Genomic DNA, 13,611 nt, shown 5'->3' with positions numbered 1-13,611 from the left:
TTTATTGGCGGGCGCCCGCGTGGTAGACGCCGGGCACGGGCTCGCCCGTGACTTCCAGCACGCCGACGGCGCCCTTGCCGGCGCGCGACAGGGCATGGTCGACCAGCAGGTAGCTGCCCGGGTGCTGCACCTTGAGTTCGACGATGGTCGCGCCGCCGGGGGCCACCAAGGTGGTTTGCACGTCGTGTTTCGGGCTGCTGATCGAGCCTTCGCTGTACACCTTGTCGAAGATTTCGCCGATGATGTGGAACGATGAAATCTTGTTCGGGCCACCGACGCCGAAGTAGATGCGCACCGTCTCGCCGACTGTCGCCTGCAATTTGTGCGTCTTGCTCAAGGCGCCCACTTCTCCGTTGAAGACGTAGTAGTCGGGCAGCTCGTTGGCCATCTTTTCCAGGTTCGGTTCCTGGTGCACGGGCGCGCCGTGCGGACGGCCCGTGTACATCTCGCCCTGCATCACGTAATACTCGCGGTCCACCTTCGACAAGCCGCCTTCCGGTTCGACGAGGATCATGCCGTACATGCCTGCCGCGATATGCTGCGGCACCAGCGGCGTGGCGCAGTGGTACACATACAGGCCGGGATTGAGCGCCTTGAAGGTGACGGTTTTTTCCTGCCCCGGCGCCACCTGCGTGTGCTGGCCGCCGCCATGGCCGCCCGTCACGGCATGCAGGTCGATCGAGTGGATCATCCTGCTGTCTTTCGCATTGAACAGGGTCAGCTCCACCGTGTCGCCCACCTTCGCGCGCAGCATGGGACCGGGCACCTGGCGGTTGAAGGTCCAGTAGGTAAAGCTGGTACCGTCATCGAGCTTGCCCGGCAGTTCCACCGTCTCCATGCGGTATTTCAGGGTCTGCGGCGCGCGCGCGCCGATGGCGGCGGGCACCGAAGCGGGATTGGCCGCCACGCTGACGGCGGATGGATCGGGCCCGCGCATCGGCGATGGCGCCGGCGTGTACAGGGCCAGCGCGGCGGCCTGGCCCGATTCGCTGGCGGCGCCCGCGCCAGCCGCCTTCGGTGCTCCGGCTTCTGCCCGCGAGGCGCCGCTCACTTCCAGCTTGCCTTCCATGCCGATCTGCCGGTGGCCGGGAATCGAGCAGTAATACGTGAACGTGCCGGCGCGCGTGACCTTGAAGCGCACGCTGGTCTTGCCCGTATTGGCGCTGAATTTGGCGGACGCCACGTTCAGCTCGGGTATCAGCAAATCATGTTCGGCGCCCTCGCCGCTTTTCAGCACGAGTTCGACCGTGTCGCCCACGTTTGCCGCCAGCACGGGATTGACCTGGCCCTTGGCGTCGATGAACACCATCTTGCCATCGACGATATTGGTCTGCAGTTCATAACGCTTGAGCGTCGCGGCGGCGGATTTGGCGGCAGTGGCGGCGGCGCTGGCAGGCAGGCTGGCCTGCGCCTGTACGCACGGGGGCAGCGCCAGGACACAGATGGCGGCGGCGATGGCGCCGAGGGAGGGAGTGGTTTTCATCAAGCTTTCCTTGGTCTTGTCTGCCGGTTCGGCACTCTTACCTAGGCAAACCGTGTGCCAGGAAAAACTTGTTTTAAATCAACGATTTGAAAATTGCAGGGTCGTTATGACCCTGCCTGGGCAGGGTCCGTTGTACCCTCCATGGTCATGATGACCACCTCCGCCATTCACCTTCTGCTACTCACCGACCTGGTCGCCGACCTGCCCGTGGCCGTGCGCCTGCAACGGCTGGTGGGCAGCCTGCGCGCGTACTTCGGCTGCGAGGCCGTGGCCTTGCTCAAACTGGACGGCGAGCACCTGCGGCCCGTGGCCATGGCCGGCCTGGCCAGCGACGCGCTGGGACGCCGTTTCGCCGTCACGGACCATCCGCGCCTGGCCGCCATCCTGCAGCGGCGCGGCGTGCTGTGCTTCCATCACGACAGTGCCCTGCCCGATCCGTACGACGGCCTGATCGCCGAGCGGGCCGGCGAGCCGCTGCCCGTGCACGACTGCATGGGCATGGCGCTCGACCTGGAAGGCGAACGCTGGGGCGTGATCACGCTCGACGCCCTGCAGGTGGGCGCCTTCGATGTCCGCGCGCAGCGCGAGCTGGGCGAACTGGCGTGCGCCATCGAGGCAGCCGTGCGCGTCACCCGCCTGGAGGCCGAAATACGCGGCCTGCGCCTGTCGGGCGGCGCCATGCAGGCCAATGCGCAGGTGCCGCGCGAGGAACACGATTTCGTCGGCCAGAGCGGCGCCATCACGCAATTGCTGCACGAACTGCAGGTGGTGGCCGATTCGGAACTGCCCGTGCTGCTGCTGGGGGAAACGGGGGTGGGCAAGGAACTGTGCGCGCACCGGCTGCACCGGCTGTCGCGCCGCGCCGGCAAGCCCTTGATCCATGTCAATTGCGCGGCCTTGCCCGAGTCCCTGGCCGAGAGCGAACTGTTCGGCCATGTGCGCGGCGCGTTTTCCGGCGCCGTCAGCGACCGGCCCGGCCGTTTCGAGGCGGCCGAAGGGGGCACCCTGTTCCTCGATGAAGTGGGGGAATTGCCGCTGTCCATCCAGGCCAAACTGCTGCGCACCTTGCAAAATGGGGAAATCCAGCGCCTGGGCGCGGACCGGCCGCGCCGGGTCAACGTGCGCGTGATCGCCGCCACCAACCGCAGCTTGCGCGAGCACGTGCGCGACGGCACGTTCCGGGCCGACCTGTACCACCGTTTATCCGTGTATCCCGTGCCGATTCCGCCGCTGCGCGAGCGGGGCAATGACGTGCTGCTGCTGGCGGGCGGTTTCCTGGAACTCAACCGTGCACGCCTGGGCCTGCGCAGCCTGCGCCTGTCGGCGGCAGCGGAAGAGGCGCTACGCCACTACCGCTGGCCCGGCAATGTGCGCGAACTCGAACATGTGATCAGCCGTGCCGCGCTGAAAGCCGTGATCCGCGGCGCGGACCGCAAGGACATCGTCACCCTGGAAACGGATATGCTCGATCTCGATGCGCTGGAGGCGCCGGCGGGTGCGCCGGCAGCGTGCGCGACGGCAGCGGCGCCTTTGCTCAGCATGCATCAAATTGTGGAAGCGAGCCAGCGCCAGGCCATCCGCCAGGCGCTGGCCCTGCATCAGGACAACTGGGCCGCGGCGGCGCGCCAGCTGGGGCTGGACGCCAGCAACCTGCACAAGCTGGCGCGCCGGGTCGGGCTGAAAGCCTGAGCCGGCGACACCGCTCAGCGGTGCGTCACCAGGGTGCCGGGCAGGCTGTGGAAGTAGGCGGCCAGGTCCTTGATATCCTGGTTGCTCAGCGGCTTGACCTGGCCCGTCATGATGGCGTTGTTGCGGCCGTTGGCCTTGTCGCCCCGCTTGTACGCCGTCATCGCGTGTTCCAGGTAATCCCTGTGCTGGCCCGCCAGTTTCGGATACGACGGGTCGATGGGCGAGCCATAATCCTTGCCGTGGCAGGTGGCGCAGCTGTATTTCTCCGCCAGGACCTTGCCCGTGTTGATATTGCCGGCGGCAACGGCGGAAAACGAGACGGTGGCGCAAACGAGGGCGGCGAATAATGTTTTCATCTGGCTAGTCCTCAGTTCGGCTTGGCTTGTTGCGCATAGTAGGCGGCGACGTCGGCGATATCCTGGTCCGACAGGCTGCTGGCGATGCCCTTCATGCTGGGGTGCTTGCGATCGCCCTTCTTGTACGCTTGCAGCGCATTTTCGATGTATTTTGCCGACTGGCCGCCGATCATCGGCACCTGGAACACTTCAGGGAAAGTTGCCTTGTAACCGGGAATGCCGTGGCAACCGATACACATTTCCACCTTGGCAGTGGCTGCCTTGGCGTTTCCTACAATGTCAGCCGCTGTGACGGCATTTGCGATGCCGGCAAGCACGAGAAGTGCAAATATTTTTTTCATAGTGGCAAAGTGAACAAAGGTAATCGGAGAAACGCCAGAGCTGGTTTTTATTGATCTTATGTATTGACAATTAAGGTTGACAATTAAGCTGCTACTTGCCGATTCTAACCAAGATGTTCTTGCAAGTCCACCTACAAAAAGACCAGTGTATGCGGGCGGGCACAGGCCGCCTGCGTGGCAGTACGCCCCAGTTCTGTTTATACTCACCCTTTCAATACTTTGGCAGACCGCTCATGCAAGCACAGCACCCACAGCAAGGCCACCGCTTCGAAGGTTCCGACAGCTATGTCGCCACCGCCGACCTGAAACTGGCCGTGAATGCGGCACTGACCTTGCAGCGGCCACTGCTGATCAAGGGCGAGCCCGGCACGGGCAAGACCATGCTGGCCGAGGAAGTGGCGGCGGCGCTGAACATGCCGCTGATGCAATGGCATATCAAATCGACCACCAAGGCGCAGCAGGGCCTGTACGAGTACGACGCCGTTTCGCGCCTGCGCGATTCTCAGCTCGGCGACGAGCGCGTGCGCGACATCCAGAACTACATCGTCAAGGGCGTGCTGTGGCAGGCGTTCACGGCGCCCGAACCGGTGGTGCTGCTGATCGACGAGATCGACAAGGCCGACATCGAATTCCCGAACGATCTGCTGCGCGAACTCGACCGCATGGAATTCTATGTCTACGAAACGCGCGAAATGGTCACGGCGCGCCATCGCCCGCTCGTCATCATCACCTCGAACAACGAGAAGGAATTGCCGGACGCCTTCTTGCGCCGCTGCTTCTTCCACTACATCAAATTCCCGGACAAGGACACGATGGAGCAGATCGTCGCCGTCCACTATCCGCACCTGAAACAGGAATTGCTGGCGCAGGCGCTGCAAACCTTCTATGAGGTGCGCGACGTGCCGGGCCTGAAGAAAAAACCGTCGACGTCGGAATTTCTCGACTGGCTCAAGCTGCTGCTGGCCGAGGACATCCCCGCCGAAGCATTGCGCAGCAAGGACAACAAGGCCGTCGTGCCGCCCCTGCACGGGGCGCTGCTGAAAAACGAACAGGATGTGCACCTGTTCGAGCGCCTGATGTTCATGTCGCGCACCAACCGCTAAGGAGCGCAGGTGAAAGACATCAGCACGGAAAACGTCTTCGTTCCGCTGGAGCTGCACGGCATCCGCCTCGAGGCGCTGGCGCCCCATCACGCGCCCGGCCTGCGCGCCGCGGCCATGGATGGCGAATTATGGAACCTGCGCGTGACGTCCGTGCCGGAACCGGACCAGGTCGACCAGTACATCTTCAAGGCCATCGAGATGCGCCCTGCGCGCTTCGCCTTTGCCGTCATCGACGTGACCAGCGGCGACGTGATCGGCACCACCAGCTACCACGACGTGGTACCCGCCATCGGCCGCCTGGAAATCGGCTACACCTGGTATGCGAAGCGCTGCCAGCGCAGCCACGTCAATACCACTTGCAAGCTGCTGTTGCTGGCGCACGCCTTCGAGACTCTCGATTGCGCGCTGGTGGGACTGCGCACCGACAACTTCAACCACGCCTCGCAGACGGCCATCGAACGCCTGGGTGCGAAAAAGGATGGCGTGCTGCGCCACCATGCGCTGCGCCGCGACGGCACCGTGCGCGACACGGTCATGTACAGCATCGCGCGCGGCGAGTGGCCGGAAATCGCCGCCCACCTGCGCTACAAGCTGGCGCAGCGTCCCATCGCGGCGCTGCCCAGGGCCGACGGCGGCGCGGATGGCGAAAGCGCGCCATGCTGATCGATTTCTTCTTCACGCTCAAGGATGCGAAGATACCCGTCTCCATCAAGGAATTCCTGACGCTGCTCGAGGCGCTGCAAAAGAACGTCATCGGCGCCTCGATGGACGATTTCTACTATCTGTCGCGCCTGACCCTGGTCAAGGATGAAGCGCATTTCGACAAGTTCGACCGCGCGTTCGCGCAGTACTTCAAGGGCGTCAATGCGGCCTTCGAGACGAATGCGACGATTCCCTTGGACTGGCTGCTGAAACGCATGCAGCGCGAATTGTCCGAAGAGCAGAAGGCGCAGCTGGAAAAATTCGGCTACGACAAGCTGATGGACCGCCTGAACGAGCTGCTGAAGGAGCAGAAGGAACGCCACGAAGGCGGCAGCAAGTGGATAGGCACGGGCGGCACCTCGCCGTTCGGCAACGGCGGCACGAATCCGGAAGGCATCCGCATCGGCGGCAAGGGCGGCAATCGCACGGCCGTGAAGGTGTGGGAAGCGCGCAGCTACAAGGATTACGACGGCGAGCGCGAGCTGGGCACGCGCAACATCAAGGTGGCGCTGCGCCGCCTGCGCAAGTTCGCGCGCGAAGGCGCGGAAGACGAACTGGCGCTCGACGCCACCATCGCCGCCACCGCCAACAACGCGGGCTACCTCGACATCAGGATGCGGCCCGAGCGCAAGAACCGCATCAAGGTGCTGATGCTGCTCGACGTGGGCGGCAGTATGGACGACCATATCGAGCGCACGGAGGAACTGTTCTCGGCGGCGAAGACGGAATTCAAGAACATGGAATTCTTTTACTTCCATAACTGCGTCTACGACTACCTGTGGAAGAACAACCGGCGCCGCAACGCCGAGCGTTTCCCCACCTGGGACGTGCTGCGCAAGTACCCGCCCGACACCAAGCTGATTTTTGTCGGCGACGCCACCATGAGCCCCTATGAAATACTGCAGCCGGGCGGCTCGGTCGAATACAACAACGAGGAAGCGGGATCGACATGGCTGGCGCGTTTTACCGCCGCCTTCCCGAAATTCATCTGGCTCAATCCCGAGTCGGAAGGCCTGTGGCAGTACCGCCAGTCCATCGGCGTGATGCGGCAATTGATGAACAACCGCATGTTCCCGCTATCGATCGACGGACTGGAACGGGGCATGCGCTTGCTCAGTAAATAAAAGCGTGCAACAAAAAGTCCATGGCGGCATGCCGCCGCCATGTCGTACACTGCGGTAGAAACAACCGTGCGGAGCCTCTCCGCCGCGGGCGGCGCGCCATCGGCATTGCCATGCCCCGCCCCTGCCGCATCCCGTGCGTGGCCGCCATGACCACGGCACTGTTCGATTGCGCACATCGTGCGCGCCTTCTGCTCCGGTAGAATCGGCGCAACGCTCTGCGCAAACAATGCACCAAAGCTGCACCATGCTGTTGCCGCGCCAGTCTCCATGCTGCCGGCCGGTGCCAGCGACACTTCAAAGGAATGAGCATGCAAAGTCTAATCTCGATCGCCGCCGACCTGTCCTGGCCGTTCGCCATTACCCTGGCCTGGGTCGTCGGCGAATTCGGCCACCGCTGGACGGGCCTGCCGCGCATCAGTTTTTACGGCGTGATCGGCTTCATCCTGGCGCAGACGCAGGTCGGCATCCTGCCGCAGACGGACGCCGGCCCCATGCTGGTGCTGGCCGACGTGGCCTTCGGCCTGATCCTGTTCGAAGTCGGCTACCGCATCAACCTGCGCTGGCTGAAAAACAACCCGTGGATCGCCGTCACGGGCCTCGTCGAGTCCCTGCTGACCTTTGCCGTCGTGTACTTCATCGGCATCGAGTTCGGCACCACATCGATGACGGCGCTGCTGCTGGCGTCGCTGGCCATGTCCACCTCGCCGGCCACCATCATGCGCGTCATCAACGAGGAGCGCAGCTCGGGTCAGGTCACGGAGCGCATCGTCCACCTGACGGCGCTCAACTGCGTGCTGGCCGTCTTCACCTTCAACATCATCATCGGTTTCTGGATGTTCCAGAGCTCCACCGACCTGATCGAGGCGACCAGCAGCAGCGCCGCCGTGCTGGCCGCCTCCGTGGCCGCCGGCACCGTCTTCGGCATCATCGTGCCCGCCATGCTGCGCCGCCTGGGCAACATGGCACAGGACGCCACGGTGGCTTTCGCCCTGTCCGTCATGCTGCTCGTCGCCCTGACCTACACCACCAGCCTGTCGCCGCTGCTGGCCACCCTGACCTTCGGGCTGGTGGCGCGCCACCGCCGCGTCGCCTTCAGCCAGGCGCAGCGCAATTTCGGCGCGCTGGGCGAACTGCTGACGGTGCTGCTGTTCGTGTATGCCGCCTCGACCCTGGAATGGGGCAGCGTGACGGCCGGCGCCGGCCTGGCCCTGGCCGTCGTCGGCGGCCGCCTGCTGACGAAAGTCGTCGGCGTGGCCGCGTTCTCGCATGTCAGCGGCATTTCCTGGCGCAAGGGCATCCTGACAGGCGTGGCGCTGACGCCCGTCTCCGTCTTCATCATCCTGCTGCTCGAACACGCGCGCCAGCACGGCGTGAACTTCGGCGACGAATTGAATGCCCTGGCCGCCGTCACCCTGGGCCTGGAACTGGTCGGCCCCGTGCTCGTGCAGCGCGTGCTGATGCTGGCAAAAGAAACCCACGAAATCAAGGAGCGCTAAATGCCGCTGGAACCCTTTGGCCAATCGGCCGCGCTGACTTTCGGCGTCGAACTCGAACTGCAGCTGGTGAACCTGTCGGACTACGACCTGACGGCCGCCAGCCCCGACCTGCTGCACCTGCTGAATAAAAAACCGTTTCCCGGCAACGTCACGCCGGAAATCACCGAGAGCATGATCGAGATCAACTCGAGCGTGCACACGCATCATGGCCCCCTTCTGGAGCAGCTGCAGGAAATCCGCGACACGCTGATCACGGCCGGCGACAAGCTCAATATCGGCATCGCGGGCGGCGGCACGCACCCGTTCCAGCAATGGTCGTCGCAAAAGATCTTTTCCAAGCCCCGCTTCCAGGAAATTTCGGAACTGTACGGCTACCTGGCCAAGCAGTTCACCATCTTCGGCCAGCACGTGCATATCGGCTGCGCCTCGGGCGACGACGCCATGTTTTTGCTGCACTCGCTGAACCGCTACATCCCCCATTTCATCGCCCTGTCGGCCTCCTCGCCCTACGTGCAGGGACGCGACACGCTGTTCGATTCGGCACGCCTGAACTCCGTGTTCGCCTTCCCCATGAGCGGACGCGCGCCATTCACCCTGAGCTGGGACCAGTTCTCCAACGAGTATTTCGCCAAGATGGAGAACACGGGCATCATCAAGAGCATGAAGGACTTTTACTGGGATATCCGCCCCAAACCGGAATTCGGCACCATCGAGCTGCGCGTGTGCGATACGCCGCTGACGGTGGAGCGGGCCGCCGCGCTGGCCGCCTACCTGCAGGCGCTGTGCCGCTACCTGCTCGAACGCAAGGAAGCGCCGCCGGTGGAAGACGATTACCTCGTGTATAACTACAACCGCTTCCAGGCCTGCCGCTTCGGCCTCGACGGCGCCATCACGCATCCGAAAACCTACGAGACGATGTCGCTGCGCGAGGACATCATGACCACCCTGCGCAAGATGGAACCGCACGCCGAGGCGCTGGGCAGCACGCAGGCCCTGAAACACCTGTCGGACGTGGCCAAGCAGTGGAGCGATGCGCAATACCTGCGCAAGCAGCACAGCCTGCAGGGCAGCGCCGAGGGCATGGTCGATTCGGCCATCAGATGTTTTCGCGGCGAGCCGATGAACTACTGACGCCGGTCAGCATGGAAACGTAGCTCGGATCGGCGGCGGCACGCCGCGCAATCCGACTGGCGTCGCCAACAATGTTGTCGGATGACGTACTGCGGACTAATGCGACCTACCCGCCACCGTCCGCGCGCGACGGTGTTGCCAGTCACCGTGACTTTTACGGCAGCAGAGCAAAGCCAAAAAACCACACCCCGCCTCCCCGTCATTTACAGCAGCCGGCCCCGCTTGTTACAATAAGTGAGAATGATTCTTATTATTGTTTAATCCACCGATCCAGCCGGGCCGGCCATGCAAGGGGAACGCGATGCCGCTGGCAGAGCCGCTACAACGCCAGGACATCGCGACACTGTACGCCGACCACCACGGCTGGCTGCAGGGATGGCTGCGCAAGAAGCTGGGCAGCACCGCCTGCGCGGCCGACGTGGCGCATGACACCTTCATGCGCCTGCTCGACCGGGAGGACGCCGTCGCCGCGCGCGAGCCGCGCGCCTTTCTCGCCACCGTTGCCCAGCGCGTGCTGTTCAACCACTACCGGCGCCAGAAACTGGAACTGGCCTACCTCGACGTGCTGGCGCAGCTGCCGCCTTTGCATGCACCGTCGCCCGAAGAACGGGCACTGCTGCTGGCCACCGTATTCGAACTCGACCGCATGCTCGACGGCCTGCCGGCGCCCGTCAAGCGCGCTTTCCTGCTGCGCCAGCTCGACGACCTGCCGCAGGAAGACATCGCGCGCCAGCTCGGCATCTCGCTGGCCACGGTGAAACGCCACCTGCAGCGCGCCGGCAGCGCCACGCACGCGTGGCAGCAGCTGCAACTGCAGCACGAGCATCTGCCGCCGGCCATGCAGGCGACCCTGCTGCGCGCCTGCGTGCAGGCGAATGCGCCGCGCCGCCACGCCGTCAAGACCCTGGCCCTGCTGCTGGCCTGCGGCGCTTCGCTGTACGCATTCGAACGCCATGCGCCATGGCGCGGCTGGACGGCCGACTACCGCACGGGCGTCAACCGGCGCCGCGTCGTGACCCTGAGCGATGGCACCCAGCTCACCCTCAACACCAGCAGCGCCGTCAACATCGATTACAGCGGCGAACAGCGGCGCATTGTGCTGCTGGCCGGCGAGATCTTCATCGCCACCGGCAAGGATGCGGCACAACGGCCGTTCTTCGTCAGCACGCCGCATGGCGGCCTGCAGGCGCTGGGCACGCGTTTCACGGTGCGCCTGCACGATGACTACGCCAGCACCGGCGTGCTCGAAGGGGCCGTCGCCGTGCTGGCCGACGATGGCGGCCAGCGCCTGGTGCTGCGCCCCGGCGAGGGCGCCCACTTCGACAGCGCGGGATACCACCGCCAGGCGCTGGCTCCCTATGGCGGGGCCTGGCTCGGTGGCATGCTGGTGGCGCGCGACATGCGCCTGGCCGATTTTCTCGCCGAGCTGACGCGCTACTGCGAGCAGCCGCTGAGCTGTGCGCCCGGCATCGCCAGCTTGCGCGTCTCCGGCTCCTACCCGCTGGCCGACACGGACGCCATCCTCGACGCCGTCTGCGCCAGCCTGCAGTTGCGCCGCAATACCGTCACGCGCTTCTGGGGACATCAGGTCGTGCGCATCGAACTGGCGGCACGCTAAAAAATATTCTCTTGAAATTGAGCTGTTTCGCCGTGGTCGCGTGACTTGGAAGATAGGCAGTCCCCATCTTGCGCATCCACGAAAGGTTTTTTCACATGCATCACGCTTCGCGTACCCTCCTTACCCGCACCGTCCTGGCCTGCGCCCTGTCGCAGATCGGCATGGCCCTGGCCCTGCCGGCATCAGCCCAGGCGCAAACGCAGCAAGTGCGCAGCTACAGCATTCCCGCAGGCTCGCTGGGCGATGTCTTGACGCGCTTCGGCAGCGACAGCGCCATCCTGCTGTCATTCTCCAGCGAGGCCACGCAAGGCTTGCGCAGCGCCGGCCTGCAAGGCCGCTACAGCCTGCAGGACGGTTTCCGCACGCTGCTGGCCGGCAGTGGCCTGCAAACCGTGCCGCAGGCGAATGGCGGCTACCTGTTGCAGAAAATCCCCGCCAGCGCCGGCGCCTCAACGGCGGACAGCCGCGGCGTGGCCGTCATGAGCGGCGTCACCGTGGTGGCAGCGGCCGAACGCAGCGCCGTGACGGCCGGCACGGGCAGCTATACGGGCGGCCCCGCCAGCGGCGCCACGGGCCTGGTCCTGACGCAGCGCGAAACGCCGCAATCGCTGACCATCGTCACGCGCCAGCAGATGGATGACCAGAACAGCAACGCCGTCTCCGACGTCATGAAGAACGTCAATGGCGTGAGCGTGCAGAACTATGACAGCGACCGCTGGAGCTTCCAGGCGCGCGGCTTCGCCGTCACCAATTTCCAGTACGACGGCGTATCGGCCATCTATGATGGCGTGTACGACTGGGGCACGACCAACAGCGACATGGCCATCTACGACCGCATCGAAGTGCTGAAAGGCGCGACGGGCCTGATGAGCGGCTCGGGCGACCCGTCCGCCACCGTCAACATGGTGCGCAAGCGCCCCACCGCCAGCTTCGAGGGCTCGGCCACCCTGGGCGCCGGCTCGTGGGACAACTACCGCGGCGAAGTCGATGTCTCCGGCCCCCTGAATGACAGCCGCACGGTGCGCGGCCGGCTGGTGGGCGCCTACCAGGACAAGCACTCCTACCTGGACCGCTATAAACAGCAAAAATCGGTCGCCTACGGCATCATCGAGGCGGACCTGACGCCTGTCACCCTGCTGACGGCCGGTTTCACGCACCAGGACTACAAGCCGCGCGGCTCGACCTGGACCGGTTTTCCCGTGCTGTTCTCGGATGGCTCGCGCACGGATTTCCCCACCGCGTGGAACCCGGCCACGGACTGGAGCCGCCGCGACATGCAGAACACCACGCTGTTTACGTCGCTGGAGCATAGCTTCGCCAACGAGTGGAAGGTGAAATTGAGCGCCAACCAGCTGCGCAGCAAGCATGACAGCGTGCTCGGCTCGGCCAGCGGCGGCAATCCCGACCCCGCCACGGGCGAAGGCGCCTATTTCTTCATGGGGAAATACAAGGGCGACCGCCGCCAGACCACCGTCAACGTCGACGCCAGCGGCCCGTTCACGGCCTTCGGCCGCCGGCACGAAGCCATGGTCGGCTATTCTTCATCGACGGCGAAGCAGGACGGCCCCGTCTACGAATCCATCTATCCGCCAGTCGAAGGCAGCTATTTCGACTGGCGCGGCCAGTACGCGGAACCGGCCTTCAAGCGCCTGGGCAACGACAACGACAGCACGCGCCAGAGCGGCCTGTATGGCGCCGTGCGCCTGCATCCTGTCGACGCGCTGTCCGTCATCGTCGGCGCGCGCGTCAGCGACTACAGGCAGGAACAGGACCGTACCTTCTTCGACAGCGGCACGGCGCGCATCCAGTCGCGCATCGAGGAAAACAAGGTCATCACGCCGTACGCGGGCATCGTGTATGACCTCGACAAGACATATTCCGTGTTCGGCAGCTACACCAGCATCTTCGCGCCGCAGAGCAACCGCGACGTCAACCGCAACTTCCTCGCCCCCGTGCGCGGCAAGGGTTTCGAAGCGGGCGTGAAGGCGGAGTATCTTGACGGCAAGGTCAATGCCAGCGCGTCCCTGTTCCAGATCCGTCAAAGCAACGTGGCCAGCTCTGTGGGCGAAGTCAACGGCGAAGAAGCGTATCGAGCCATCGACGGCGTCACCAGCCGCGGCGTGGAAATGGAAGTGACGGGCGAAGTGGCCAGGGATGTGAAGCTGAGCGCCGGCTATACCTATGCGCATGTGCGCGACGCGGAGGGCAAGGACGTGTTTTCCACCATGCTGCAAACCACGCAGCCGGCCCACCTGGTGCGCGTGCAGGGCACGTGGCGCCTGCCGGCAAGCCTGGACAAGCTGACCGTCGGCGGCGGCATCAACTGGCAAAGCAGCCACTACGGCAATATCTGGAATCCCGCCATCAACGATTATTCGCGCATCAAGCAGGGCAGCTACGCACTGGTCAACCTGCTGGCCCGCTATGAAATCAGCAAGAACGTCACGGCCAGCCTCAACGTGAACAACCTGCTGGACAAGAAATACATGACGGGTTTGGGCCTGTTCCAGACGGGCTTTTATGGCGAACCGCGCAGCGTGATGTTCACCGTGCGCACGAAGTTTTAAA

General features: G+C 64.3%; 11 protein-coding genes and 1 pseudogene. 9 read left to right on the top strand and 3 right to left on the bottom strand.

Annotated elements, in window-relative coordinates; all coding sequences use genetic code 11:
* Position 1: 1 nt before the first annotated feature.
* Positions 2-1,483, bottom strand: a complete 1,482-nt coding sequence (gene nirK, locus O0880_RS02255) for a copper-containing nitrite reductase (RefSeq protein ID WP_289884805.1) — start codon at positions 1,481-1,483, stop codon at positions 2-4.
* Between the two features lie 150 nt (positions 1,484-1,633).
* Between nirK and norR the strand changes: the two genes are divergently transcribed.
* Entirely contained in the window at positions 1,634-3,172 is a 1,539-nt protein-coding gene (norR, locus tag O0880_RS02250) for a nitric oxide reductase transcriptional regulator NorR (protein WP_289887274.1), read from the top strand.
* Between the two features lie 14 nt (positions 3,173-3,186).
* Here the strand turns inward: norR and O0880_RS02245 are convergent, their stop codons facing one another.
* Together O0880_RS02245 and O0880_RS02240 are read right to left on the bottom strand one after the other, a co-directional pair.
* Positions 3,187-3,528: a cytochrome c gene (locus O0880_RS02245; protein WP_071321995.1), complete on the bottom strand. Its 342-nt coding sequence runs from the start codon at positions 3,526-3,528 to the stop codon at positions 3,187-3,189.
* Between the two features lie 11 nt (positions 3,529-3,539).
* Complete coding sequence (locus O0880_RS02240) at positions 3,540-3,869, bottom strand: cytochrome c (protein WP_071321994.1); 330 nt, start codon at positions 3,867-3,869, stop codon at positions 3,540-3,542.
* Positions 3,870-4,102: 233 nt separating this feature from the next.
* Between O0880_RS02240 and O0880_RS02235 the strand changes: the two genes are divergently transcribed.
* From O0880_RS02235 to O0880_RS02200, 8 genes and pseudogenes are all read left to right on the top strand, one after another.
* Positions 4,103-4,972, top strand: a complete 870-nt coding sequence (locus O0880_RS02235) for a MoxR family ATPase (RefSeq protein ID WP_071321993.1) — start codon at positions 4,103-4,105, stop codon at positions 4,970-4,972.
* Between the two features lie 9 nt (positions 4,973-4,981).
* The gene (locus tag O0880_RS02230; RefSeq protein ID WP_289884804.1) at positions 4,982-5,635 is read left to right on the top strand and encodes a GNAT family protein; all 654 of its coding nucleotides are present in this window, start codon (positions 4,982-4,984) and stop codon (positions 5,633-5,635) included.
* The gene (locus O0880_RS02225; RefSeq protein WP_071321991.1) at positions 5,629-6,798 is read left to right on the top strand and encodes a VWA domain-containing protein; all 1,170 of its coding nucleotides are present in this window, start codon (positions 5,629-5,631) and stop codon (positions 6,796-6,798) included. The genes O0880_RS02230 and O0880_RS02225 overlap by 7 nt, the downstream gene beginning before the upstream one ends.
* A gap of 308 nt (positions 6,799-7,106) precedes the next feature.
* Positions 7,107-8,294, top strand: coding sequence for a cation:proton antiporter (locus O0880_RS02220; RefSeq protein WP_071326208.1), 1,188 nt, complete (start codon positions 7,107-7,109; stop codon positions 8,292-8,294).
* On the top strand, positions 8,295-9,425 hold the full coding sequence (locus O0880_RS02215) for a YbdK family carboxylate-amine ligase (protein ID WP_289884803.1): 1,131 nt from the start codon (positions 8,295-8,297) through the stop codon (positions 9,423-9,425). It begins immediately after the preceding gene.
* A gap of 301 nt (positions 9,426-9,726) precedes the next feature.
* Positions 9,727-10,209 (top strand): annotated as a pseudogene (locus tag O0880_RS02210) (sigma-70 family RNA polymerase sigma factor); the annotation flags it as partial.
* A gap of 54 nt (positions 10,210-10,263) precedes the next feature.
* Positions 10,264-11,043, top strand: coding sequence for a FecR domain-containing protein (locus tag O0880_RS02205; protein WP_289887272.1), 780 nt, complete (start codon positions 10,264-10,266; stop codon positions 11,041-11,043).
* A gap of 95 nt (positions 11,044-11,138) precedes the next feature.
* Complete coding sequence (locus O0880_RS02200; protein WP_289884801.1) at positions 11,139-13,610, top strand: TonB-dependent receptor; 2,472 nt, start codon at positions 11,139-11,141, stop codon at positions 13,608-13,610.
* The last annotated feature ends 1 nt before the right edge of the window (position 13,611 follow it).

This window comes from Janthinobacterium sp. SUN118 (assembly GCF_030397695.1).
GTDB lineage: Bacteria > Pseudomonadota > Gammaproteobacteria > Burkholderiales > Burkholderiaceae_D > Janthinobacterium.
Note: the sequence above shows the minus strand (reverse complement) of the source record. Positions and strands in the feature narration are given on the sequence as shown.

Excerpts from the sequence above, each read along its gene's own strand:
- nirK (WP_289884805.1), bottom strand. The coding sequence starts at position 1,483 with ATGAAAACCACTCCCTCCCTCGGCGCCATCGCCGCCGCCATCTGTGTC.
- norR (WP_289887274.1), top strand. The coding sequence starts at position 1,634 with ATGACCACCTCCGCCATTCACCTTCTGCTACTCACCGACCTGGTCGCC.
- O0880_RS02245 (WP_071321995.1), bottom strand. The coding sequence starts at position 3,528 with ATGAAAACATTATTCGCCGCCCTCGTTTGCGCCACCGTCTCGTTTTCC.
- O0880_RS02240 (WP_071321994.1), bottom strand. The coding sequence starts at position 3,869 with ATGAAAAAAATATTTGCACTTCTCGTGCTTGCCGGCATCGCAAATGCC.
- O0880_RS02235 (WP_071321993.1), top strand. The coding sequence starts at position 4,103 with ATGCAAGCACAGCACCCACAGCAAGGCCACCGCTTCGAAGGTTCCGAC.
- O0880_RS02225 (WP_071321991.1), top strand. The coding sequence starts at position 5,629 with ATGCTGATCGATTTCTTCTTCACGCTCAAGGATGCGAAGATACCCGTC.
- O0880_RS02220 (WP_071326208.1), top strand. The coding sequence starts at position 7,107 with ATGCAAAGTCTAATCTCGATCGCCGCCGACCTGTCCTGGCCGTTCGCC.
- O0880_RS02215 (WP_289884803.1), top strand. The coding sequence starts at position 8,295 with ATGCCGCTGGAACCCTTTGGCCAATCGGCCGCGCTGACTTTCGGCGTC.
- O0880_RS02205 (WP_289887272.1), top strand. The coding sequence starts at position 10,264 with ATGCAGGCGACCCTGCTGCGCGCCTGCGTGCAGGCGAATGCGCCGCGC.
- O0880_RS02200 (WP_289884801.1), top strand. The coding sequence starts at position 11,139 with ATGCATCACGCTTCGCGTACCCTCCTTACCCGCACCGTCCTGGCCTGC.